The organism is Paenarthrobacter sp. AB444, from assembly GCF_028736865.1.
GTDB classification, from domain to species: Bacteria; Actinomycetota; Actinomycetes; order Actinomycetales; family Micrococcaceae; genus Arthrobacter; species Arthrobacter nicotinovorans_B.
Window position 1 is genome coordinate 100388 of sequence record NZ_JAQZBY010000010.1, and the last position, 23663, is coordinate 124050.

Annotated in this window: 24 protein-coding genes and 1 tRNA gene; 13 read left to right on the forward strand and 12 right to left on the reverse strand. The window is 63.3% G+C overall.

Features of this window, described 5'->3' with window-relative positions:
* Nucleotides 1-49 precede the first annotated feature (49 nt).
* Both PQ627_RS13525 and PQ627_RS13530 read right to left on the reverse strand, forming a co-directional pair.
* On the reverse strand, nt 50-1447 hold the full coding sequence (locus PQ627_RS13525; protein WP_274261809.1) for an MFS transporter: 1398 nt from the start codon (nt 1445-1447) through the stop codon (nt 50-52).
* Nucleotides 1444-2022, reverse strand: coding sequence for a winged helix-turn-helix transcriptional regulator (locus PQ627_RS13530; protein WP_274261811.1), 579 nt, complete (start codon nt 2020-2022; stop codon nt 1444-1446). Before PQ627_RS13530 ends, PQ627_RS13525 begins: the two co-directional genes overlap by 4 nt.
* A 140-nt stretch (nt 2023-2162) precedes the next feature.
* On the opposite strand from PQ627_RS13530, the gene PQ627_RS13535 reads away from it, so the two are divergent.
* On the forward strand, nt 2163-4301 hold the full coding sequence (locus PQ627_RS13535) for a phosphocholine-specific phospholipase C (RefSeq protein WP_274261813.1): 2139 nt from the start codon (nt 2163-2165) through the stop codon (nt 4299-4301).
* On the opposite strand, the gene PQ627_RS13540 is transcribed toward PQ627_RS13535, so the two are convergent.
* Genes PQ627_RS13540 through PQ627_RS13555 form a run of 4 tightly spaced genes read right to left on the reverse strand, consistent with a single transcriptional unit; the run spans nt 4298 to nt 8629 of the window.
* Nucleotides 4298-5593 carry a glycosyltransferase 87 family protein gene (locus tag PQ627_RS13540; protein WP_274261815.1) on the reverse strand — a complete coding sequence of 432 codons (1296 nt, stop codon included), beginning with the start codon at nt 5591-5593 and terminating at the stop codon, nt 4298-4300. The two genes, PQ627_RS13535 and PQ627_RS13540, sit on opposite strands and share 4 nt — an antisense overlap.
* Nucleotide 5594: 1 nt before the next feature.
* On the reverse strand, nt 5595-6764 hold the full coding sequence (locus PQ627_RS13545) for a cystathionine gamma-synthase (RefSeq protein WP_274261817.1): 1170 nt from the start codon (nt 6762-6764) through the stop codon (nt 5595-5597).
* A 41-nt stretch (nt 6765-6805) separates the two neighbouring features.
* Entirely contained in the window at nt 6806-8191 is a 1386-nt protein-coding gene (locus PQ627_RS13550; RefSeq protein ID WP_144659341.1) for a cystathionine beta-synthase, read from the reverse strand.
* Between the two features lie 45 nt (nt 8192-8236).
* Nucleotides 8237-8629 carry a VOC family protein gene (locus PQ627_RS13555; RefSeq protein WP_274261819.1) on the reverse strand — a complete coding sequence of 131 codons (393 nt, stop codon included), beginning with the start codon at nt 8627-8629 and terminating at the stop codon, nt 8237-8239.
* Nucleotides 8630-8772: 143 nt separating this feature from the next.
* Here PQ627_RS13555 and PQ627_RS13560 point away from each other — a divergent pair, with 143 nt between their 5' ends.
* Nucleotides 8773-9747, forward strand: coding sequence for a DNA-3-methyladenine glycosylase family protein (locus tag PQ627_RS13560; protein WP_274261821.1), 975 nt, complete (start codon nt 8773-8775; stop codon nt 9745-9747).
* 68 nt (nt 9748-9815) lie between these two features.
* Here PQ627_RS13560 and PQ627_RS13565 read toward each other — a convergent pair whose 3' ends face one another.
* Both PQ627_RS13565 and PQ627_RS13570 read right to left on the reverse strand, forming a co-directional pair.
* Nucleotides 9816-10736: an endonuclease domain-containing protein gene (locus PQ627_RS13565; protein ID WP_274261823.1), complete on the reverse strand. Its 921-nt coding sequence runs from the start codon at nt 10734-10736 to the stop codon at nt 9816-9818.
* A 132-nt stretch (nt 10737-10868) separates the two neighbouring features.
* A complete protein-coding gene (locus PQ627_RS13570) occupies nt 10869-12545 on the reverse strand; it encodes an AMP-binding protein (RefSeq protein WP_274261824.1) in 1677 nt (558 codons plus the stop codon).
* Nucleotides 12546-12628: 83 nt separating this feature from the next.
* Here PQ627_RS13570 and PQ627_RS13575 point away from each other — a divergent pair, with 83 nt between their 5' ends.
* A complete protein-coding gene (locus tag PQ627_RS13575; protein WP_144659337.1) occupies nt 12629-12907 on the forward strand; it encodes a putative quinol monooxygenase in 279 nt (92 codons plus the stop codon).
* A gap of 95 nt (nt 12908-13002) precedes the next feature.
* On the opposite strand, the gene trxA is transcribed toward PQ627_RS13575, so the two are convergent.
* Nucleotides 13003-13380, reverse strand: coding sequence for a thioredoxin (trxA, locus tag PQ627_RS13580; protein ID WP_144659336.1), 378 nt, complete (start codon nt 13378-13380; stop codon nt 13003-13005).
* Between the two features lie 140 nt (nt 13381-13520).
* Here trxA and PQ627_RS13585 point away from each other — a divergent pair, with 140 nt between their 5' ends.
* From PQ627_RS13585 to PQ627_RS13595, 3 genes are read left to right on the forward strand one after another with little or no spacing between them, the layout of a single operon-like run.
* Nucleotides 13521-14195: a TetR/AcrR family transcriptional regulator gene (locus PQ627_RS13585; protein WP_274261827.1), complete on the forward strand. Its 675-nt coding sequence runs from the start codon at nt 13521-13523 to the stop codon at nt 14193-14195.
* Entirely contained in the window at nt 14192-15187 is a 996-nt protein-coding gene (locus PQ627_RS13590; protein WP_274261829.1) for an ABC transporter ATP-binding protein, read from the forward strand. Before PQ627_RS13585 ends, PQ627_RS13590 begins: the two co-directional genes overlap by 4 nt.
* Complete coding sequence (locus PQ627_RS13595) at nt 15180-15980, forward strand: ABC transporter permease subunit (protein ID WP_274261831.1); 801 nt, start codon at nt 15180-15182, stop codon at nt 15978-15980. Before PQ627_RS13590 ends, PQ627_RS13595 begins: the two co-directional genes overlap by 8 nt.
* On the opposite strand, the gene PQ627_RS13600 is transcribed toward PQ627_RS13595, so the two are convergent.
* Entirely contained in the window at nt 15977-16522 is a 546-nt protein-coding gene (locus PQ627_RS13600; protein WP_274261833.1) for an acyl-CoA thioesterase, read from the reverse strand. The genes PQ627_RS13595 and PQ627_RS13600 overlap by 4 nt on opposite strands.
* A 207-nt stretch (nt 16523-16729) precedes the next feature.
* Between PQ627_RS13600 and PQ627_RS13605 the strand changes: the two genes are divergently transcribed.
* Nucleotides 16730-16948 (forward strand): hypothetical protein, encoded by a 219-nt coding sequence (locus PQ627_RS13605; protein ID WP_144659331.1) that lies wholly within the window; start codon nt 16730-16732, stop codon nt 16946-16948.
* A gap of 40 nt (nt 16949-16988) precedes the next feature.
* Complete coding sequence (locus PQ627_RS13610) at nt 16989-17747, forward strand: potassium channel family protein (protein ID WP_144659330.1); 759 nt, start codon at nt 16989-16991, stop codon at nt 17745-17747.
* Nucleotides 17748-17826: 79 nt separating this feature from the next.
* Here PQ627_RS13610 and PQ627_RS13615 read toward each other — a convergent pair.
* Together PQ627_RS13615 and PQ627_RS13620 are read right to left on the reverse strand one after the other, a co-directional pair.
* Nucleotides 17827-17908 (reverse strand) — tRNA-Tyr (locus tag PQ627_RS13615).
* Nucleotides 17909-18036: 128 nt separating this feature from the next.
* Nucleotides 18037-18303 carry a hypothetical protein gene (locus tag PQ627_RS13620; RefSeq protein WP_274261836.1) on the reverse strand — a complete coding sequence of 89 codons (267 nt, stop codon included), beginning with the start codon at nt 18301-18303 and terminating at the stop codon, nt 18037-18039.
* Nucleotides 18304-18487: 184 nt separating this feature from the next.
* Here PQ627_RS13620 and PQ627_RS13625 point away from each other — a divergent pair, with 184 nt between their 5' ends.
* From PQ627_RS13625 to efeB, 5 genes are all read left to right on the forward strand, one after another.
* Nucleotides 18488-18979 carry a YajQ family cyclic di-GMP-binding protein gene (locus tag PQ627_RS13625; protein WP_144659328.1) on the forward strand — a complete coding sequence of 164 codons (492 nt, stop codon included), beginning with the start codon at nt 18488-18490 and terminating at the stop codon, nt 18977-18979.
* Between the two features lie 412 nt (nt 18980-19391).
* Entirely contained in the window at nt 19392-19928 is a 537-nt protein-coding gene (locus PQ627_RS13630; protein WP_144659327.1) for a hypothetical protein, read from the forward strand.
* Between the two features lie 176 nt (nt 19929-20104).
* Nucleotides 20105-20959, forward strand: a complete 855-nt coding sequence (gene efeU / locus PQ627_RS13635) for an iron uptake transporter permease EfeU (RefSeq protein ID WP_274261838.1) — start codon at nt 20105-20107, stop codon at nt 20957-20959.
* Between the two features lie 63 nt (nt 20960-21022).
* Nucleotides 21023-22195 carry an iron uptake system protein EfeO gene (gene efeO, locus PQ627_RS13640; protein WP_274261840.1) on the forward strand — a complete coding sequence of 391 codons (1173 nt, stop codon included), beginning with the start codon at nt 21023-21025 and terminating at the stop codon, nt 22193-22195.
* Nucleotides 22192-23598 carry an iron uptake transporter deferrochelatase/peroxidase subunit gene (gene efeB / locus PQ627_RS13645; RefSeq protein WP_274261842.1) on the forward strand — a complete coding sequence of 469 codons (1407 nt, stop codon included), beginning with the start codon at nt 22192-22194 and terminating at the stop codon, nt 23596-23598. Before efeO ends, efeB begins: the two co-directional genes overlap by 4 nt.
* Nucleotides 23599-23663 lie beyond the last annotated feature (65 nt).

The following is a 23663-nucleotide window of genomic DNA, read 5'->3' on the forward strand; positions in this document are numbered from 1 at the left end:
CTGCGTGCTATTCCTGCCGGATGGCACGCAGAGCGGGCCTCGCAAGGGATCAGGCCACGGCTACGGGTTCCTTCTTTGCCGCGTCTTTACGGATCGTGGCGCTGATGACTGCCGCCACCGTGCACATCGCTGCTGCACCCAACCACGCGTAGTTGTAGTGTCCCGTGGCGTCGCGGATGAATCCCGCAGCCAAAGCGGCAGCTGCGGCCCCGAGCTGGTGGGCGGCGAACACCCAGCCAAACACCACCGAACCATCGGCCCCGAACACTGAACGGCAAATGGCCGCGGTGGGCGGCACCGTCGCCACCCAGTCAAGGCCGTACACCACCACGAAAATGATCATGCTCGGTTCGACGGTCGAGCCCAGCAGCAGCGGCAGCACCAGCAGGCCGATCCCCCGGAATTGGTAGTAGACGGCCAGCAAGACCTTGGGGTTGAAGCGGTCGGTCAGCCAGCCCGAGGCGATGGTTCCCACGATGTCAAAAATCCCGACGACGGCCAGCAGACCCGCCGCCGTGGTTTCGGGCATGCCGTGGTCGTGTGCCGAAGGGATGAAGTGCGTGCCGATGAGCCCGTTGGTGGTGGCTCCACAGATCGCGAAGCCCGCAGCCAAGGCCCAAAAGGTGCGGACTTTGGCTGCACGCTTAAGGACCTGCAGGGCACGGACTGCCGCGTTGGCAGAGTCTTTGGGAACCACAACCTCGAGGTTGCCGGCCGCCGCAGCGGTGGTCCCGGCGTCGGCGACCTGCACCTCAGGTTCCTGAGCACCATAAGGCAACACCCCGACGTCGGCAGGTGAGTTACGCAGCCACCGCAGCACCAGCGGCACCACGGCGAGCGCACCGGCCGCTATGAGCAGCGAGGCGCCGCGCCAGCCCGGGTTCTGCGCCAAGACCGCGATGAACGGAAGGAAGACCAACTGACCGGCCGCACTTCCCGCGGTGAGGATGCCAATCACCAGGCCACGGCTCTTGGCAAACCATGTGTTGGCGATGGTGGCGGCGAAAACCAAGGCCATGGACCCGGTTCCCAAACCAATCAGCACTCCCCACGTGAGAAGGATCTGCCAGGACTGGTTCACCAGGACTGTCAAAGCCGAACCCAGTCCGATCATGCACAGGGCCAGCGCTGTCACTTTGCGGATGCCGAATCGTTCCATGAGGGCAGCAGCAAAAGGTGCCGTCAGCCCGAAGAGGACCAGGTTGATGCTGACCGCCAGGGACAACACAGTGGTGGACCAGCCGAATTCCTGCTGCAACGGGACCATCAGCACGCCGGGGGCCGCTCGGAAACCTGCGGCGCCCACCAGCGCGAGGAAAGCCACAGCCGCCACGATCCAAGCGGGGTGCAGACGGCGCTTTCCGGGCTCGCGCTTTCCGGAGGGACGCTTTCCGGAGGAGGCGTGCGGCGAGCCGGCAGGTGTCCCTGTGACGTCGGGAGCGGTCATGCGGGGATCTCCGTCTCTGCTGTGCTGGTCGGATCTGCTGTGCTGGCTGGATCTGCTGTGCCGGCTGAATCTGCTGTGTTGGCTCGCTGTGGTGCCACGGCCAAGGGCACCGGCTGTTTGTTGCGCTTGAAGCTGTGCCAGCTGGTGTTCGCGGCGGTAAGTGCCGTGCCGCAGTGGGTGCACGTATCCGCCGAGGACGTGGCGTGCCCGCAGTCGGTATGGATGACCCGCATGTGGGAGATCTCGTTCGGCGCGTCCAGGTGCTTTTCTGCCCAGATGATGATCGCGTTCAGGACAGGTAACGCTTCCTCACCTTTGACAGTGAGCACATATTCCTGTCGGGTCCGGCCGCCGTCCTGGTAGGGGCGTTGGGCCAGCAGTCCGGCCTCGAGCAACCACCCCAGACGCTTGCTCAGTACGTTGTCCGCCACCTCGAGCCGTTGCTTGATGGCGTCGAATCGGCCGTTGCCAAGGAAGATTTCCCGGAGCACCAGGCTTCCCCAAGGGTCCCCAAGGACGTCAAGGCCGCGGGCAAGGCTGCAGGAGCGGGCAGACCAGTCGGAACGAAGAGGCATGCGCCCTAAACTAGCTGACTTTTCTAAAGAAAGCCATAAGCAAGCACGACACGAACTTCCGGGTTGGGCGGGGTTCACCGGCGGTTCACCTGCCGTGCCTACGCTTGCCGGGTCAACTCTGACCACGAAAGGCACCCCGAATGTCCTCGAACAACCCTGACATGGTGAAACGTTCAACCGAATCTCCTGGGCTCTCCCGCCGCGGCTTCCTCGGCACGGCGGCTGCAGCGACGGCGCTTGCGGCAGCCGGCTCGCTTCTTCCTCCTTCGGTACAGGCGGCCATGGCCAAGCCAACCCCTCCCGGAAGCCTGCAGTCCATCAAGCATGTGATCGTGCTGATGCAGGAAAACCGCTCCTTCGACCACTACTTCGGATCGCTGCGCGGAGTGCGCGGCTACGGTGACCATTCCGTCACCCGGTTGCCCAATGGCAAGTCCATGTTCGAACAGCCCCGCGCCACGGGCGAGACAGTGCTGCCCTTCTCCCTGCGCAAGGCCGCCGAACTCGCTGGACGGCCAGGTTCCGACATCCAATACCTCGGAGACCTGGATCATTCCTTCAAGGGCACCACCACGGCGTGGAACCACGGCTGGTGCGACAAATGGATTCCAGCCAAGAGCGCCTCCACCATGACGTTCTACGAGCGCCAGGACATTCCGCTCCAATACGAGCTCGCGGACACCTTCACCATCTGCGATGCCTATCACTGCTCCGTGAACGGCTCCACCAATCCCAACCGCAACTACCTGTGGAGCGGCACCACCGGCAACGAGCCAGGCAGCAGCAGACGGGCAGTCACCAACGCGGCCTATGGTTACGATCACGGAGGCTACGACTGGACCACCTACCCGGAACGTCTGGAACAGGCCGGGGTCTCCTGGAAGATCTACCAGGACTGGGACAACTTCACTGACAACGCCGTCGAATACTTCCAGACCTTCAAGGCGATTGGCCGGAAGATGCTGGCCTCGGTTGAGGGCACCTTGCGAACCACCGAGGAGTTCTACGACAACCTTGCCGGCAAGTCTGCAGCGGAGCAGGAACGCCTCCTGGCCCAGTTGGAACAGGGACGGGCCAAGCTGACGGACGCTGAGCGGTCACTCTTCGACAAGGCCATGTGGCGTGGCCGTCCTGACACGCTCTTGGAACGCCTCAATGCCGACATCACCGGAGGAACCCTGCCGCAGGTCAGCTGGCTGGTCCCGTCCGCTGCCGACTCCGAGCACCCGGGGGCTTCGACGCCGGTGGGCAGCGCAAACTTCGTCTACCGCCTCCTGGATACGGTCGCCAGCAACCCGGACACCTGGGACAGCACCGCGATTTTCCTGAACTTCGACGAAAACGATGGCTACTTCGACCACGTTCCCCCGCCCGTACAGCCGCGCCCCGCATCAGGCGAGTCCCCGGACTGGACCACGGCACGGCCCATCGGGCTGGGGCCGCGGGTACCCATGACCGTGGTCTCGCCCTGGACGGTGGGCGGTTACGTCAGCTCCGAAGTCTTCGACCACACCTCTGTGCTGCGCTTCCTGGAACGCTGGACCGGTGTAGAGGAGCCCAACATTTCGGCCTGGCGCAGGCAGGTGTGCGGTGACCTGACGGGCGTCTTCAACTTCAGTTCCCCAGGCACTCCGCCTGTCCTGGACCACCCGGGTCCCGTGCCTGCCAAAATCAGCAGGTGGCGGCCCACCCCGCCGGCAGTCCAAGTGGCACCGATCCAGGAAAGCGGCTCGCGTCCGGCCCGCCCGCTCCCCTACAGGCCTAAGGTGTCCGCGGTCGCAGCGCCGGGGAAGCTCACCCTGGCCCTGACGAACACGGGCAGCAGGTCAACGCATTTTGCCATCTACGGTTACGCCGGCGAGCTCGCAGAACCACGGCACGTGGACGTGCTCGGGAACGACGCCGTGGAGCTGCTGCCCGCCTCGGGTGCGTTCGACGTCGTCGTCACCGGTCCCAACCGCTTCCAGTACGAACTGAAAGGCACGACGGCGGGCGCCGCGTCCGGCGTCGACGTTACGGTTAACGGCCGCCGCGGCAATAAGGCCGTGGAACTGGAAGTCCGCAACAACGGCGGGGCTTCGGTGACGCTGGCCGTGAAGTCACTGCAGTACGCACCCGGTGCCGAAACTGTGAAACTCAAGGCCGGACAATCGAAGAAGATCGGCTGGGAAACCGTCAGCGGCTGGTACGACGTTGAAGTCACTTCCCCCGGGGACCCGACGTTCCGTCGCAGGCTGACGGGTCGCGACGAAGACGGTCGGGAAGGCATCTCCGGCTAAGCGCCCGCCGGATGGTCCTTGGTGGTTGCACCAAGGACCAGGCCGGCCCGGGAAGGGCGGTAAGCCAGGGCCCAATAGACCATCATGGCGATGGCGCAGACCACTCCAAGGCTGGAAACCATGAGTTGCCACTGGGTCTGCGGGTCCTTGCCCCATTCCGCGGCGCCAGCCCAAACAGCCAGGTTCTTGGGTGTCATGTAGAACGCAACCGTGGAGCACACCACGATCACCCAGCCCGCAGTGCGCATCCGCCCATTGCGGGAGGGAACCCGGTGCATCGCAAACGCCATGCTGGGCAACGCAACGGCAACCCATACCCAGTGGTGGGACCAGGAGACCGGGCTGACCAGGAGCATCAGGATGGCCGTGGCCGATACCGCAATAAAATTCTCGTCCACAGCCACGGCCCAGGTGATGATGAGCCCAGCCACGATCGCGAGCCCCAGCGACAGGACCATCCACACCACATTGGTGGCTGACGAGTCCGGCATGCCAAAGTGCAGGAGCAGGCCCTTGACCGAGAGGTTGTCGACGTAGGCAGGGCCGCCAATGCGGCCGGTGTCAGGAAGGATCTTGGTCCAGAAATCCAGCGACGCCTGAGGCAGGACAGCCCAGGCCACAGCAATGGAGCCAAAGAACCCGGCTGCCATCCAACCCAGCGCTTTGAAATCACGGCGAACCAGGAAGTACAAACCAAAAGCGAGAGGGGTGAGCTTCACGCCCGCCGCCAGGCCGATCAGCAAGCCTGCAGGCCAGCGGATGGCACCTGCACGCACTTTCCCGTACAGGGCGAAATCGGCCAGGATCACACCCATCAAAATGATGTTGATCTGCCCGAAAACGAACGTGTCCCGCCATGGTCCCAGCAGCAGGATGGCTCCTGTTCCCACCAGCGCCGTGGTCCTGAAACGGTAATCGGCAAAGGCTTCACGCCAGGTCTTCAGGCCGAAGTAGTGCCTGGCCAACCAAGCGGCTACGGTTGCGGCGCCGCCCAGGGCCACGAGAATGAACACCATGCTTCCGGCGAAGAACCCCAACGCCGCCAACCCCGTGAAAAGCAAGGCGGCAAAAGGAGGGTACGTGAATGGCAGGCCATCACGGACGGCGTACAGGTCGCCGCCTTCCAGGACCTTGCCCCCGCCGTAGTAGTACACCTCAAAGTCATTGAGCGCCGGCTGGTAGTTCGCGTACAGGTAGCACACGGCCACCACCAGGGTCAGGGCACCCGCCACGGTGAGCAGCCAGCCGCGTGCGGTGGTGTTGGCCACCGTGTGTGAAGGAGAGGCCGCCATGTCAGCCGTTGGTGATCTTGGCGAAAGCCTGTTCAAGGTCGGCAATCAGGTCCTCGGCTTCCTCGATGCCGCACGAGAGGCGCAAAAGGTTGACCGGGACGGCCAGCTCGGTGCCCTTCACAGAAGCATGGGTCATCTCCGAGGGGTAGTTCATGAGGGACTCGATCCCGCCCAGGGATTCGGCAAGAGTGAACACCGAGGTGTTTTCCGCAACGGTCCTTGCCGCGGCCTCTCCACCCTTGAACTGCACCGAGACCATGCCGCCGAATTTCTTCATCTGCTTCGCGGCAAGATCGTGGCCCGGGTGGTCCGGGAGCCCCGGGTAGAGCACGGCCTCAACCTCCGGACGCGTCAGCAGCCACTCGGCCACGGCTTGGCCGTTCTCGCTGTGGCGGTCCATGCGCACGCCCAAGGTCTTCAAGCCACGGGTGGTCAGGAACGCGTCCATCGGACCGGACACAGCGCCGACGGCGAACTGGATGAAACCGATCTTCTCGGCCAGCTCAGCATCCTTCACCACAATGGCGCCACCCACCACATCCGAGTGGCCTCCGATGTACTTGGTAGTGGAGTGAACCACGACGTCGGCACCCAGGGCGAGCGGGGTCTGCAAGTAGGGAGACGCGAAGGTGTTGTCGACGACGAGGAGGGCACCGGCGTCGTGCGCTACAGCGGCGAGCGCCGCGATGTCGGTGATCTTCATCATCGGGTTGGACGGCGTCTCAACCCACACCAGGCGGGTCTTGTTCGCGGCGACAGCGGCAGCCACGGCGTCAAGATCCGACATGTCCACAGGCGTGTTGCCAATGCCCCACTCACTCAGCACACGATTGATCAGGCGGTAGGTTCCACCGTAGGCGTCATTGCCCAACACGATGTGGTCGCCGGGACGGGCAACCGCCCGGATCAACGAGTCTTCGGCGGCCAGGCCGGACCCGAAGGAGAACGCCGCCGTACCACCTTCAAGGGCGGCAAGCTGCTCCTGCAAGGCATCCCGGGTGGGATTGCCGCCGCGGCCGTACTCATATCCGGAGCGCAACCCACCGATGCCGTCCTGGGCATAGGTGGTGCTGAAGTGCAGTGGTGGGACCACAGCGCCGGTGCGTGGCTCGAATTCCTGGCCGGCGTGGACGGCTCGCGTGTTGAAACCGGCCTTGTTGTTGGCGGACATGGAAGCTCCTCTTTGTTCGATCAACGGTTGGTCAGCGCAGGCTAGTTGCTGAGGTAAGCCAGGAGGTCGTGGCGGGTCAGGATGCCTACCGGGGCTCCAGCGAAGGTCACCATCACGGTATCGACGTCGGACAGCAGCTCACGCGCGGCGGAAATGGTCTCCAAGGACCCGATCACAGGGAGGCGTTCCCCCATGTGTTCGGCGATCTTGTCCGTGAGCTTTGCATCACCGCGGAACAGCTTGCTGGTGAGGCTGCGCTCGTCGACGGCACCCAGGACTTCACCCATCACAACGGGAGGTTCCTGCGAGAGGACCGGGATGTGCGAGACACCGAACTCGTTCATGATGTTGATGACGTCGCGGACGGACTCGTTGGGATGGATGTGCACCAGGTCCGGCAGCTCGCCCGTCTTGGACTTGAGCACTTCCCCTACGGAAGCCTCTTCGCCCCCGGAAAGGAAGCCATAGGAGCGCATCCACTGGTCGTTGAAAATCTTGGCGAGGTATCCGCGACCGGAGTCAGGGAGGATCACCACCACCACGGCGGATTCGTCCAGGTCCTTGGCAGCTTGCAGCGCCGCCACCACAGCCATGCCGGAAGAACCGCCAACGAGCAAGCCCTCTTCCCTTGCCAGGCGGCGGGTCATGGCGAAGGAATCGGCGTCCGAGACAGCGATGACGTGGTCCGGGACGTCACGATCGTAGTTGGCGGGCCACATGTCCTCGCCGACGCCCTCGACGAAGTACGGCCGGCCGGTTCCGCCCGAGTAGACCGAACCTTCGGGGTCCGCACCAATGACCTTGACGCGGCCGCCGTCGGACTCCGGCCGTTCAGCCGAAACCTGCTTGAGGTACCGCCCGGTGCCGGTGATCGTCCCGCCCGTACCGGCGCCGATGACGACGTGGGTGACGCGGCCGTCCGTGTCGTTCCAGATCTCCGGGCCGGTGGACTCGAAGTGGCTGCCGGGGGCGGCCGGATTGGAGAACTGGTCCGGCTTGAAAGCGTCCGGAATCTCGCGGACCAGTCGGTCGGAGACGCCGTAGTAGCTTTGCGGGCTGTCGGGAGCCACGGAGGTAGGGGTCACCACGACCTCGGCGCCGTACGCCTTCAGGACAGCGCGCTTGTCCTCACCCACCTTGTCCGGGACTACGAAGATGCACCTGTAGCCCTTCTGTTGGGCCACCAGTGCCAGACCAACTCCCGTGTTGCCCGACGTCGGCTCGACGATGGTGCCACCGGGCTTGAGCCGACCGTCTTTTTCCGCGTCTTCGATCATTTTCACCGCGATGCGGTCCTTGATCGATCCACCGGGGTTGATGTACTCGAGCTTCACCAGGACTGTGGCCCTGATTCCCTCAGTAACGTGGTTGAGTTTGATGAGGGGCGTATTGCCGATGAGGTCCAACACGGACTGGGCGTACTTCATAGGTACAAAGTTACCGCCTGCCCGCGTTGGGACCGGACCGGACGGTCAGCTCCCCGCTGACGGATCCGTCTGCCACAGCCCCAGGATGTTGCCTTCGGTGTCCTTGAAGTAGGCGTACCACCCCATGGTTGGCACGGCGTCCTTGCCCTGCACCACTGAACCACCGGCCTGTTCAACCTGGGCGAGGGCAGCATCGACGTCTGTCACGTCGATGGTGATGATGGGGGTCTTGAGGTTGTCCGTCCGGGGGAACAACGCACCGTTGATGGCTCCGGGTTCTTTGGGCGCACCGGTTTGGTCGTCCGATTCGGTGGTCAGGGCGATGGTGTAGTCCATGCCCTGCATCGGGCTGAGGTTCCAGCCGAACGTTTTTTGGTAAAAGGCGTTGGCCCTCTCGGTGTCATCGGTTGGAATCTCGAAATGCACTATTGCGGCCATGGCATGCGCTCCTTGTTCCTGCGTTTGTTCCTGGGTTTGGGCGCGGCCCACCCGCGCCACACCACGGAGTCTAGCCGCGGGCACCGGCGTCGGTAAGGGCTTCGCGGAGCAAACTGTCAGCCCGGCGTGGGACCATTAAGAACATGACCATTGCAGAAGCCCCTCCGCTTGTTGCGGCCGCGGCGGACGCATCCATCAGGTGGCATCCGGGCAGTTCCTTCCGCCTGGACCAGACCATGTTTCCGCTGATGCGCGGCAACGCTGACCCGTCGTTCGCGGCGCATGCGAGTGGTTATTGGATGGCTTTCACCGCCCCTTCCGGTCCGGTGACCCTCCGCCTTTCGGGCGGAGGCCTGGGTCCTGATTCGTTCGTGGACGCACAGGCCTGGGGGCCGGGCGCCGCGGACGCCGTGGCAGGAGTGCCACGGTTGCTGGGCGCCGATGACGACTGGTCCGCTTTCGATGACCCGGCTTTCCACGCCACGCTTCCGCGCCGCGTCACAGAATCACGACGCCGGAACCTGGCTGTGCGCCTGCCCTCCACCGGGCGGGTGGTTGACTCACTGGTGCCCACCATTTTGGAGCAAAAGGTCACCACATTGGAGGCCCGTCGGGGCTACAGGTACTTGATGTATCGCTATGGCACCAAGGCTCCGGGCCGGGTGGCACCCCAAGGTCTCCTCGTCCCACCCACCGCCCGGCAATGGCTGGCCATTCCTTCCTGGGAGTGGCACAAGGCAGGGGTTGGACCACAGCGTTCGGCGACGGTCATGCGGGCGCTGCAATCCGCCGTCGCACTTGAACGCTTGGCGGCTCTGGACTCGGTGCAGGCCGGCGCCAAGCTGCAGACGATCCCCGGAATCGGTGTCTGGACCGCAGCGGAGGTTGTCCAGCGTACCCATGGTTGCCCCGATTCAATCTCCGTTGGCGACTACCACTTGGCGTCCTACGTGGGCTATGCCTTGACCGGGCAGAAAACGGACGATGCCGGCATGATCGAGCTGCTCGAGCCCTGGCGCGGACAGAGGCAACGGCTGGTCCGGATGCTTTACCTGAGCGGCTTCCGCAAACCCACCTTCGGCCCCCGAATGACAGTGCAGGACCACCGCCACCACTAGAAGCAACGCGGGGTCACTTATGGCCCATGTTCCCCGCGATTATGGGCCATAAGTGACCCCGCGTTGCTTCAGCTGGTGCGGAGTTTCGCCGACCGGATACGGGAAATCACCCCGGCGAACCCTTCAGCCAGGTCGTCCGCATTGACCTTGAAATACGACCACCCGGCGCTGAGGAATGCTTCATCGCGTCGGTTGTCACGCGTCTGCTGTTCCCGCGACAGGTGATGGGCGCCGTCGTACTGGATCGCAATCCGAAAGCGGCGATAACCGAGGTCCGCAGTGGGCGACCAGGGGTCATGCGGATTCAGCCGCAGCTGAAGTTCCGGTTCGGGCAGTCCTTCGTCCCTCATTGCCAATCGCAGAAACGTCTCAGGATACGAGTCGGCTCCAACGCGCATCTCATCCAAGGCCAGCCGGGCCTTCTCCACCCCTTGGAGGTTTGGATGCTGCCGGATGAGGAGCCGAAGGCCGGAGCTGTAAGCATATGGTTCGGTTCGGAATTCAAGGTCAGGCCTGGGCTGGCGAATTAGTTGATCTCCCATCGCGATGACATAGGAAAGGGGCAAGGATTTTGCCAGGTCCAACCACGTTCTAGGGCGAACAGACACAGGTACGCCCTCGTGATCCATGACCTCGCCAGGAAAAACCCGTACGCGGTGCCCCGTCACCCCGGTTCTCCGCACCCTGGGTAGTCCGTGCGGCTTGCTCAGATGCAAGGTGTCGTTGTTCCCCATCCACGGCGGAAGCCCGAGGCCTGTCAGGAGAGCGGCGGTCTCATGTGAGATCCATGCGCCGGGGGTTGCGGCGGTGAGGACCCGGGCCCGCTCGAGGAGGTCTACATCCGCTCCACGTGGCAAGTAGATGAGGCGGCCGCCGTCTTCGATGTCCTTCGCCCGCAGCCTTTTCCTCGGCACCCCCAGTTCCCGCGACTCGTAGATCGTAAAGGGGCGGATGCCGAGAACTTCGGGTAAAGGACTGATGCGAACCATGCAATCCAGTCTCTTGGCAGCAGGCCCATCAAATGGAGTTATCCACAGGCCCAATTCCTCCAACAGCAACGCGGGGTCACTTATGGCCCATAAATGGAGGAAACATGGGCCATAAGTGACCCCGCGTTGCTTTTACAAGTGGAGGCGGGACACGGCTTCCTGGCGCATATCGACTTTGCGGACTTTCCCGGAGACGGTCATCGGGAAGCTTTCACGGACGTCGATGTAGCGGGGAATCTTGTAATGCGCCAGTTTGCCCCGGCAGTACTCGGCGAGGTCGTCGGCTGTCAGCGGCCCGGCGCCGGGCTTGAGAATGATGCACGCCATCAGCTCCTCGCCGTACTTGGCATCCGGAACGCCGATCACCTGAACGTCCTGGATGGAAGGGTGCAGGTAGAGGAATTCCTCGATCTCGCGCGGATAGATGTTCTCCCCGCCGCGGATCACCATGTCCTTGATGCGGCCTTCGATCACGAAGTAGCCGTCTTCATCCATGCGGGCCAGGTCCCCGGTGTGCATCCATCCGTCAGCGTCGATGGCCTCGGCGGTCTTGTCGGGCTGGCCCCAGTACCCCTGCATCACGGCGTACCCACGGGTGCAGAGCTCGCCGATCACACCGCGCTCCACCACCTCCCCGGACCCCGGATCCACAATCCTGCTCTCCAAATGCGGCATGGTCCGGCCCACTGTTGACGTCCGCTGCTCCAGGGTGTCCCCGGCCCGCGTCATGGTGGACACGGGTGAGGTCTCAGTCATCCCGTAGCAGATGGCCACGTCCACCATGTGCATCTCGTCGATCACCCGTCGCATCACCTCGATGGGACACAGTGAACCCGCCATCACACCGGTGCGCAGTGTAGAGAGGTCGTAGGAGCCGAAATCCTCCAGCGCCAGCTCTGCGATGAACATCGTCGGCACCCCGTACAGCGAGGTCCCACCGAAATCCTGTACCGCTTCCAGCGCCGCCGATGGGTTGAAACCCCGGCCCGGAATGATCGTGGCGGCCCCGAAGCTGAGCGCGTTCAGGTTCCCGATCACCATGCCGAAGCAGTGGTAGAAAGGCACCGGTATCACCACGCGGTCATGCTCCGTGTAACCCAGCAGCCGCCCGATGGAGTGCCCGTTGTTAAGGATGTTGTGGTGCGTCAGCGTCGCACCCTTCGGAAATCCAGTGGTCCCCGAGGTGTATTGCAGATTGATGGGATCGTGCGGGTCCAGTTCCGCCATGCGCTCACGCAGCGCTGAAAGCCCGACGCCGTCGGCCCGGGTCAGTAGCTCGGCATAGCTCAGTTCGTGGCCGGCTTCCGGCACCCCCGCCGTCAGTCCGGCCGCCGGATCGCCGGGCAGGAAGACGATCTCCATGAGCTCGGGGCAGGTGTTGGCCGCTTCCCTGGCCATGCCGACGTAATCGCTGTTCTTGTCCTTGGGCGCAGTAACCAACATCCGCATGCCGTTCTGTTTCACCACGAATTCGAGTTCATGGCTCCGGTACGCGGGGTTCACGTTGACCAGCACTGCCCCGACTTTCGCTGTGGCGTACTGGAGGATGGTCCACTCGGCACAGTTGGGACTCCAGATGCCGATCCTCTCCCCCTTTGCCACGCCCACGGCCAGCAGCGCGCGGGCGAGGCGATCGACGTCGTCGTTCAGTTTTTGGTAGCTCCAGCGGCGGGCATCCATGCCCGGCGATGAGGCGGCCTCGATGAGCGCGTCCCGCAAGGGAAACTGGGCGGCGATGCGCTCAAAATTGGCGCCAATGGTCTCTTCGAGCAACGGGACGTCGGTGTCTCCGGCAGTGTAGGACAACATGACGGAACGCTACCAAGCCCTGCCGCGCAACAGAACCGTAACCACCGCCAAGGCTGCCGTGTCCTGCCGGTAGGGTTGGACCCATGAGTGCACCCATTGACCTGAAGGCCACGTTCATCCCCAACGAAGGCGAGTTCTTCCGCGTGAAGCTCGCGCTGGAAATCGCCATTGACGAGGTAGTCAACGAGCCCGGCTGCATCCGGTATGAACTGACCGAAGCCACAGAAGAAAAGCTCGTCCTCACCGAACGCTGGGAATCCGAGGAACTGCTGGAGAAGCACTCCAAGGGTGTCGCGGTGCAGGACCTGAACGAGTCCCTCAGCGCTTTGCTGGCCGAGCCTGTGCAGCTGGAACGTCTTTAGTTCTCCGCTGGTTCGCCAGTTCGCCTTAAACCATCGAGGTCGCCGGAAATTTCCGGCGACCTCGATGCATTTCCAGCGATTTCGCCGGATAGGGTCTAGTTTTCCTGCGCCTCGGCACGGGCCTTGGCAACATGGGCGTGGACTTCTTCCATGTCCAGGCCCTTCACGGCCTCAATGACCTGTTCAAGCTGCTGGGCGTTCAGGGCGCCGGGCTGCGAGAAGACGAGCACCTTTTCGCGGAAGGCCATCAGCGTGGGGATGGACGTGATCCCGGCTTCCGCTGCGAGCTGCTGCTCGGCTTCGGTGTCCACCTTGGCGAAGAACACGTCGGAGTGCTTTTCCGACGCCGCTCCATACGTGGGCGCGAACTGCCGGCAGGGGCCGCACCATGCGGCCCAGAAATCCACGAGGACAATATCGTTCTCCTCGATGGTCGATGCGAACTGTTCACCAGTGATGTCAACTGTAGCCATACTTCCACCGTACGCGTCCCTGCCCGGTAAGTCCCGTGGAAGGGTGCCCTGTTCGCTTCCCGCGTCACCGGGAATAAAAGCCCGGTCCCACGCTCGGGAGGCTCTTGATTCGGGCTGAACAGGTGTTTAACGTATTAAACATGCGTTCAACCGCAGACGATCTAACTACCCGGGCACGCATCCGTGACGCCGCCATCGGGCTCTTTGGTCGTGAGGGATTCGCCCGTGCGACTGTACGTTCCGTCGCAGCCGAGGCCGGAGTCAGTCCAGGGCTTGTCATCCACCATTTCGGCAGCAAAGCAGGTTTGCGGGATGCCTGCGATGAGCATGTCCTTTCCCAAACAGCCACGCAGGGACGGGAGAAAACGGATCCGGGCTCCACAGGCAGACTCATCCAGGATTACCTGAACAATCCGCACGACTACGCCAATGAGATCGCCTATATCCGCCAGTCCCTCAGTGACGAGTCGGATGCCGGTGACGCCTTCTTCGACGGGGTTGTCAGCCAAACGGAGGACATCATCCACACGGGCATCCAGGCCGGCACTATCCGGGTCTTCGAGAATGTCCGGGCCATCGCCGTCGTTATTGCCTCCAACAGCCTGTCCATGCTCATGCTGGGCCGTCACGTCTCCCGGGCGCTGGGCACCCCCGTAGCCGAACTGCACGGCATCGGCCCGGAGTTATTGCGGCATCTGACGCTGCCCGCGCTCGACATTTACACCCATGGTTTCTACACGGACTCGCGGTTCCTGAACGCAGCACGCGAAGCACTTGAAAACAACAACAACAACGGAAGGGAGCATGCCCCGTGACCCAAGCAATCGTCGTCAAGGGGTTGCGCAAAAAGTTCGGACAGCGCGAGGTTCTGCACGGGTTGGATTTCGCCGTGGAGTCAGGGACCGTCTTCGGTGTGATCGGGCCGAACGGAGCGGGCAAGACCACCACCATGCGCTGCCTGCTGGACATCATCCGGCCCAGTGCCGGTTCCATCTCCATCCTCGGGCAGGATCCCAGGCGGTCAGGGCCCGAATTGCGACGCCGGATCGGGTATTTGCCCGGGGAGCTGCACTTGGAGAACCGCACCACAGGCCGCCGGATGCTGGAACATTTCGCCGCCATCAGCGGGCCGGTGGACCAGCGGCACGTCAACGATCTCGCCGATCGGCTGCAGCTGGACTTGGACCGCCAGACCCGCAAGCTCTCCAAGGGCAACAAGCAAAAACTCGGGCTCCTGCAGGCTTTCATGCACAAACCCGAACTCCTAATCCTGGACGAACCCACCAGCGGCTTGGATCCCCTGGTCCAGCAGGTCTTCCACGCCATGGTCCGCGAAGCCGTGGACGACGGAGCCACAGTGTTCCTCAGTTCGCATGTGCTGAGCGAAGTCCAGCAGGCCGCGGATGCCGTCGCCATCCTTCGCGACGGCGGAATCGTCACGGTTTCCACAGTGGAGGCCCTCAGGACAGCAGCGGTAAGGCAGCTTCGCTTCAACAGCACCGGAACAGAAGCGCACGACGTCGGTGCGCTGCTGGCCAGGGTGCCGGGCGTCGCCAATGTGGCGGTCCGGGAGCTGACGCCCGATGGGCACGCCGCGGGGACGGTCGAAGCCACGGCCACCCTGTCCGGCCACGTTCAGCCCCTGGTCCAGGAGCTGGCCAAGCTGAACTTGACGGACCTGGTGCTGGAGGAGCCGGATCTGGAGGAAGCCGTCCTGACGCTCTACACGGGCGACGAAAGTCCTTCCTCCCATGAAGAATCACGGCACAGAGCCCTAAAGCAACCGGAAGGAGCCCACCATGCCTAGGCCACTGCCGCTGTTCACGAAGGCACTGACGGATTCGTGGCGTTCCACCCTCGCGTGGGCTGTGGGTCTGACGGGTGCCATCATGCTGTACCTGCCCCTGTATCCCTCCATCGGCGGCAGCTCCCAGATGCAACAAATGATCGATGCCCTCCCCCAAGGCATGACCAAGGCCTTGAACTACGATCAAATCGCGACCGGTCCCGGCTACACCCAGGCCACGTTGTTCGGGCTCATCGGGTTCCTGCTGATGTCCATGGCCTCCGTGGGTTGGGGCGCGGCCGCAGTGGGCGGCGACGAGGAGTCCGGGCTCCTGGAGCTGACCTTGGCCCATAGCGTGACGCGCGTACAGATCGTGCTGGAGCGGGCCTTGGCGCTGATCGTTCGTATCGCGATCCTCACTGCCCTTGTCTTCGTGCTGGTGCTGGTACTCAACGGGCCCGCCCAGCTAAATATCGACGTCGGGCATCTTGCCGGCGCGGTGCTGCTGTTTGCTGCCTTGGCCCTGCTGAGCGGCACCGCAGCGTTGTTTGTCGGTGCCCTGAGCGGACGGAAGGTGTACGGAGTCGCGGCCGGCGCTGCCGTTGCGGTCCTCGGCTACGTTTTCAACGCCGTGGGACGGCAAAGCCCCAACGTGGACTGGCTGCTGAACCTCTCCCCGTATCACTGGGCCTATGGCAATTCACCGGTTGCCAATGGGGCCGACTGGGGCGCGGTGACCGGGCTGTACGCCATATCGGTTGCCCTTATTGCCCTGGGAGCCTTTGCCCTGCAGCGTCGGGATGTCGGCGTCTAGCTCCACACGTGAGGCGCGGGACGGCGGGCCCCCGGCAGTCCGTTGTTCTCGCGCCACTCGTGGATCCATTCGGGCAGTTCAAGGTCGGCCGGCGGCGCACCAAACTCGGCGATGATCTCTTCCTGGGACACCGGCTTGCCTTTGGCTACCAGGCGCGTGGCGATGTAGGCGCGTGCGTAGATCTCTCCGTCAACCACCATGCGCTGCTCGAAGTAGATGGCTTTGGTGTCCAAGCCGATGATGCGGGTTTCAATGGTGTAGCGCTGCCATAGCTGCAAGGACTTCCGGAAGGCAATGGTCTCCCCTGCTGCAACAGGGCTCCAGCCCCGCTTACGCATTTTGCCCCAGACCCCGCTGCGCACCATGAGGTCGAAGCGACCCAGATCCATCAGGGAAAAGTACATGCCGTTGTTGACGTGCATGGCGATGTCAATGTCCGTGGGCAGCACACGCAAAGGCAGCGAGGATTCTTCCCAGACGCCCAAGGGCGAACGCTTGGCGGACGTGAACAGCAGCATGAGGGTACGTAGAAGCAGGTGCATGGCAGTTATGTTACCCGCGGGTAACATTCAGCGGAAGGTGCAGCCCGTAATGTGGAACGCCCCTCCGACTACAGCGCCCAGGGCGGTGTTCAGCCGTCCCCAGGCCACTTTTATGTCCAACGATTGCACTAACGTTTACCGCAGGTTCACGAAAGACGTGCACAATATCTGGAACTCGTATTGGAAGAACACATCAGGGGGATCCCTTTGAGTACGCTGCAAACCACCCGGCCCCACGGCGACGTCTGGCCCGAACTCCAGCGCCACCAAGTGGTAGTGCTCCAGGATGCCCGCGGGAACCGGATTGAGGGAACCCTGGACGGCATGACCGATGACCGCAGCACCCTGTGGATCCAGCTTAAGGGTGGGCTTGGACGCCAGCTGATCCACCACCTGGACGGCTACTGGCTGGAAACGACTGCTTGATCCTCCTGCCGCAGGGCCGGCCTGTGGCTAGGATTCCCGTATGACTCAAGCGCGATACCGGGACCTCGTCGAATGGCCGCTGATGGCCACGGCATTGATTTTCCTTACCGCCTACGCCTGGCAGGTCATCGGTCGCGTCGATGGACCCACGGCGACCCCCTTGGAAGTGATTCTCTGGATTACGTGGGGAATTTTCGCCGTGGACTACTTCATCAACCTTTGGCTCGCCGAAGACCGCATGCGATGGTTCCTCTGGAATCTCCATGAACTCCTGATCGTGGTGCTTCCCTTCTTCCGGCCGTTGCGGCTGCTGCGCCTGGTCACCCTGCTCTCAGTGCTGCAGCGGACCGTAGGCGAAACCCTCCGTGGACGCGTAGCAACCTACGTCGCCGGAGCGGCAGCCATGCTCATCCTCGTTGGAGCGCTCGCCGTCCTTGACGTCGAACAGGGCGCCCCCGACGCCAAGATCCTGACCTTCGGAGACGCAGCCTGGTGGGCCGTTACCACCATCACCACCGTGGGCTACGGCGACTTGTATCCGGTAACACCCATCGGCAGGGTGGTGGCCGCAGCCCTTATGATGAGCGGCATCGCAGTACTGGGTATCGTCACTGCTTCCATCGCCTCCTGGCTGGTGCAGCGGATCGAGGAGAATGCCGAAGGCGTGGCGGCCGCGGCCGGCGAAAAGGTGGCGGCAGCCGAGGAACCCGTGCGGGCCGAAGTGGCTGATCTGGTCAAGGAGATCGCGGCCTTGCGGCTGGAAATCGCCGAGCTCCGGAAAATCTCCGAGCGGCAGTAACCAAAAAGCCACCCCGTCCGGGACAACCCGCAGACACAAAAAATCCCCGGAACCAGTGGTTCCGGGGATTTTTTCTGGGTGGCAGATGAGGGATTCGAACCCCCGTAGGCAGTGCCAGCTGATTTACAGTCAGCCCCCTTTGGCCGCTCGGGTAATCTGCCGAACTTCAAAAGAAGATCACTTCCGGAAGACCATTTCTTTCGATCCGGTAACCGAAGGCAGAGACAACCTTACAGAACTTCCGCCCAAGAATCTAATCGAGGTCAGAGGCCCTGAATTTCGGCGTATTTCAGGCTTCTCCGAGGATACGATCCGCCAGTTTGGCCTCGAACTTCTCGGCCTGCTCGGCGGTGATCTGGTTCAGCTGCACGGCCCGCTGGAGATCTGCGTGGACGCCATCCATGCGCGATGTGGCGTCGGGGACCGGGCTTAGCACGATCGAGGCCGCCACCGCCGCCGCAGCTACTGCACTGGCAGCAGCCACAGCAGCCGTTCCAATGGAACCTGCTGCTGCTGAGGCGGACTTGCTGATGGACTGGACGGCCTTGGTGCTCATGCTGATCCTCCGGACGAAGTGTCTTCCAACTGGTACAACTCTGGGCCGCATTCCTCGGTTCCCACCCTGCGTGTGCTGTGAGCGAACTGTGAAAGCCCTGCACCGCCCCAACTGCGGGCTTCCGTACTAGGCTGGATGCCAGAACCCAACCCGCCCTCACAGGGCCCCCAACCTAAGGAGAGTCATGGCAGGCGAATCCACATTCGACGTCGTCAGCAAGGTAGACAAGCAAGAGGTCGCCAACGCACTGAACCAGTCCCAGAAGGAAATCGCGCAGCGGTACGACTTCAAGGGCGTCGGCGCAGAGATCGACTTCAGCGGCGAGAAGATCCTTATGAAGGCCAACTCGGAGGACCGTGTCCTTGCAGTCCTGGATGTCTTCCAGTCCAAGCTCATCAAGCGCGGCATCTCCCTGAAGTCCCTGGACCAGGGCGAGCCCTACCCTTCGGGCAAGGAGTTCCGCCTGGAGTGCAGCATCAAGGAGGGCATCGCCCAGGACATCGCCAAGAAGATCAACAAGATCATCCGCGATGAAGCCCCCAAGTCCGTCAAGTCCCAGATCCAAGGCGACGAACTCCGCGTGACCTCCAAGTCGCGCGACGATCTTCAGGAGACCATGGCCATCCTCAAGAAGTTCGAAGAGGCCGACCTCCAGTTCGTGAACTTCCGCAGCTAACGGCGCTCTGGCCGCGTGATTACTGGGCGCCCGCGCCCGAAGTCCGCACAGAGTCCGCAGAATCACCGAGGACCGCAGCGATCAGCCTTGATCCTGCGGTCCTCGTTTTATCCACAGCTGTGATTTTCCTCACAGAGAGTCCTCTTGAGAGAGAATGTCGTTAGCGTTGGATGAACAGGGGAGAAATCGCATACGGAAGGGAAGCCTTGAGCGCGCAAATCCACCCCCGAGCAAGCTTGTTGACTGGCAGGCAATCGCGTCGGACGGTCAAGAAGTCCATATTTGCGCGCCGGCGTACGGAAGCGTTTCAGCAGCGCTCTGAGCGCTTGGCCGCCTACATCAATTCCCCGAAAGGCGTTGAGGCGGCCCTTGCTAAGCCCGCCACCGTGATTTACACCCGCAAAAAGCACTAATGGCGGAGTGGCTGGAAGCCGATCGCAAACATCAACCGCTCCTGCAGAAGTTCACTTGTATAGCAAAGGCTGAAGTCGGACCAGGGACGTGGCACAAAAAGCAGAAAGACCGGCCATGGGCGCGCCGCGTAGAGGCCGCTATCCGCGGGCTCAGGCTACCGCTGAAGGCGCCGCACCGGGCTGAAATTCTCTTGGATGTAGAGGCCGCGAGGATCAACGCGTTTGTGGCTTTCCGTAGCGAACCGATCAACGCCACCCAGCATCAGTTCCTCGCCTTGTTCCTGGCCCGTCACCTGGACTGCGCCAAGAACAACACGGGCACCGAAGCACTCAAGCACTTCGTCGACACGTGTCTCGAGATGGCAGATGGCATGCCCAAAGTGGAGCTCGTCGTATTCTCAGGTCAAGCGCATAAGCTGAATACCCCGGTTCACGCCTTACTGCAGCACCAGGGCTGGGAGCCCGAGGAAGAAGACGAAGAGGATCCAGACTTGGTCTGGTGGCGCTATCGTGTCCAGCTTGCTCCGCCGATCTGATCCGCCAGAGGCACCACAACCCAACTTCGAGCAGCATCGCATCCCGGCCCGATGCCCGTATCTACAGCGACTGTCGTAAATTACGGCACGATTAGTTTGCGTAATAGCCGCCGGGCAGTATTCTTCTTCCTTAGGCGAGCCTAAGTACGGCTCCCTTAGCGAAAGAACACTCCGACATGACCGCCAACTTCCTGATCGGCCTGCGCGAAGGCCTCGAGGCCTCCCTGATCGTGGTCCTGCTGATGGCTTATCTCATCAAGACCGGGCGGCGGCATCTCATTCCGCGCCTCTGGGCAGGGGTGGGCGCAGCCATTGCCATCTCCTTCGGCTTCGGCGCCCTGCTGACTTTCGGCCCGCAGGGCCTGACGTTCGAGGCACAGGAAGCCATTGGCGGCGGACTGTCAATCGTTGCCGTGGCCTTGGTGACATGGATGGTCTTCTGGATGGCCCGCACCGCGCGCAGCCTCGGCGGCGAACTCCGCTCGCAGGTGGACAAAGCGGCCGACGGCGCCGCCTGGGGCCTTGCGCTCGTGGCGGCACTGGCCGTGGGCCGCGAAGGACTCGAAACCGCGCTGTTCATCTGGGCTGCAGCCCAAGCCACGGGAGAAACAACCCTGCCGCTCCTCGGGGCTCTGCTCGGACTGGTGGCCGCTGCCGGCTTGGGCTATCTGCTGCACCGGGGAGTCCTCAAGGTGAACCTGGGCCGCTTCTTCACCTGGACCGGAGTCGGCCTGATCGTCATCGCGGGCGGAGTGCTTGCCTATGGCGTCCACGACCTCCAGGAAGCCGGCATCCTCCCGGGCCTCCACAACCTCGCCTTCGACGTCTCAGCCGCCATCCCGCCGTCGTCCTGGTATGGCACGCTGCTCAAAGGCACCCTGAACTTCTCCCCCGCGACCACGTGGCTGGAAGCAGCAGCCTGGCTGCTGTATGTGGCCCCGGTGATGTTCCTGTACATCCGGGCCAACCGTTCGTCCCGGCCGAAGGCCAGCAGCGCCGTCCCGGCTCCGGCCGTCGCTGCCCAGCCCTAAGACCCCCTGCCCGGTCCCCTCGGACCCTCCCCTCACGCGCCACCGATAGACAAAGGATTCCCCATGCCCGCTTCACCCAAGCTCCGCAGAACACTTGCCGTGATTGGCGCCGCAGCAGCAGTACCGTTGGTCCTCTCAGCGTGCACTGACAACGCGAAGACCACGGCCGCAACAGACGGTCCCATCCAGGTCAGCAGCACGGCCAACGAGTGCAAGGTGTCCACCACCTCCGCATCGAGCGGCAACCTCACCTTCGCGGTGAAGAATGAGGGCACCGAAGTCACCGAGTTCTACTTGCTGGCCGAAGACGGGCTGCGGATCATCGGCGAAGTGGAGAACATCGGCCCGGGAATCTCCCGCAACCTGGTAGTCACCGCTCCCGCCGGTAAATACACCACGGCGTGCAAGCCCGGCATGCAAGGCGACGGCATCCGTGCCTCCTTCGAGGTCAAGGAATCCGGCAACAAGCCCAGCGTTGACGCGGACCTGCAAAAGCTGGTGGACACAGGAACCCAGCAGTACGCCGCCTACGTCAAGGACCAGACCGAACAGCTCGTCACCGGCACAAAGACCTTCGCGGAAGCGTTCGCCGCCGGTGATGCAGCCAAGGCCCGCGAGCTCTACGCGGTCACCCGCATGCACTGGGAACGGATCGAACCCGTGGCGGAGTCCTTCGGCGACCTCGACCCCAAGCTGGATGCCCGCGAAGCAGACCTTGAACCCGGCCAGGAATGGACCGGCTGGCACCGCGCAGAAAAGGACCTCTTCCCGCCTGCAGGCTACACAGCGATGACCGCCGCGGAGCGCACCGCCATCTCCACGCAACTCGTTGCCGACACCGAAGACCTCGCCACACGCACCCGCACCGTGGAACTAACGGCGGACAAGCTGGGCAACGGCGCCAAGGAACTCCTGGACGAGGTTGCCACCGGCAAGGTCACGGGCGAAGAAGAGATCTGGTCCCACACCGACCTCTGGGACTTCCAGGCCAACGTTGACGGCGCCCGCATCGCGTTCGAAAGCCTGAAGCCAGCCTTGGAACAGAAGGACGCAGAGCTCTCCAAGTCCTTGGATGAAAAGTTCACCGCGCTGCAGGCCGAATTGAAGAAGCACGCAAAGGGCGATGGCTTCGCCTACTACAACGAGCTCAGCCCGGAGCAGGTGCAGGCCCTGGCATCGCTGGTCGACTCGCTGGGTGAGCCCCTCTCCAAGCTCACCTCAGCCGTGGTGCTGTGAGCGGCTGCCCTTTCGGCCACACGGGTGAGCCGGCCGACGTCGGGCGTTCCGGTGAGCCGGCCGACGTCGTAAAGTCCCAAAAGGCGTCCGACGGCGGTACGGCGGCTGCCGCTGATACCGGCGCTGCACGGATGTCGCGCCGGGGCCTGCTCTCCCTCGCCGGCGTGGGCGGCGCCGGAGCTGTAGCCGGACTCGCCGCAGGCTTCCTGGGTCATGACGCGGTGGCGACGGCGGCATCACCCTCGGTGCCTCCAGCCGGGGACGCCGTGGTTCCGTTCTTTGGCGATCACCAGGCAGGCATCACGACGCCTGCCCAGGACCGTCTGCACATGGCTGCGTTCGATGTGACCACCGAGGACCGCAAGGAACTGATCAAGCTCCTCAAGGACTGGACCGCAGCGGCCCAGGCGATGACTGCCGGCAATCCGACCGGCAAGACCGGCGCCGTCGATGGCCCGTACGACGCCCCGCCGGAAGACACCGGCGAGGCCTTGGATCTGGCAGCTTCCAAGCTGACCCTGACGTTGGGCTTTGGCGCAGGCCTGTTTGAAAAGGATGGCAAAGTCCGGTTCGGTCTGGAGGGGCGGCGCCCGGCCGCCCTGATCGACCTTCCCCACTTCCCAGGCGATGACCTGCAGCCGGGCCGCACTGGCGGTGACCTCGTGGTCCAGGCCTGCGCGGATGATCCACAGGTGGCCGTCCACGCAATCCGCAACCTGGCGAGGATCGGATTCGGCAAGGTCCGGGTACGGTGGTCGCAGCTCGGGTTCGGCCGCACTTCCTCGACCTCCCGTGCCCAGGTGACGCCCCGCAACCTGTTCGGTTTCAAGGACGGCACCAACAACCTCAAAGTCGAGGACAACGCCCTCCTCGACGAGCACGTGTGGGTGGCGGGCGGTGGCCCCGCGGCCGAGCAGTGGATGGCCGGTGGCAGTTACCTGGTGGCGCGGCGAATCCAGATGCACATCGAAATCTGGGACCGTACCTCGCTGCGGGAGCAGGAAGGGCTGATCGGTCGAACCAAGGGCGCGGGGGCTCCCCTGTCGGGAGGAGACGAGTTCAGCCCACCGGACTTTGCCATGGCCGGACGCAATGGCGAGCCGTTGATCCCCATGGATTCACACATGCGCCTGGCCCATCCGGACCAGAACAACGGCGTCCGCATGCTGCGCCGCGGCTACAACTTCACCGACGGCTCGGACGGACTCGGGCACTTGGATGCCGGCCTGTTCTTCATCGCGTTCGTCAAGGATCCGCGAACCCACTACGTCCCCATGCAGCTGGCCTTGGCCAAGGGCGACACCTTGTCCGTGGAGTACCTCAAGCACACCGGGTCCGGCCTCTTTGCCGTGCCTCCGGGCGTGCAGCAGGGCGGGTACATCGGCGAAGGGCTGTTCAGCTAGAGCCCTCTTCCGTTGCGGGCCCGCTTTTCCGTCGTTGGCCAACAACGGATCTGCGGGTCCACAAC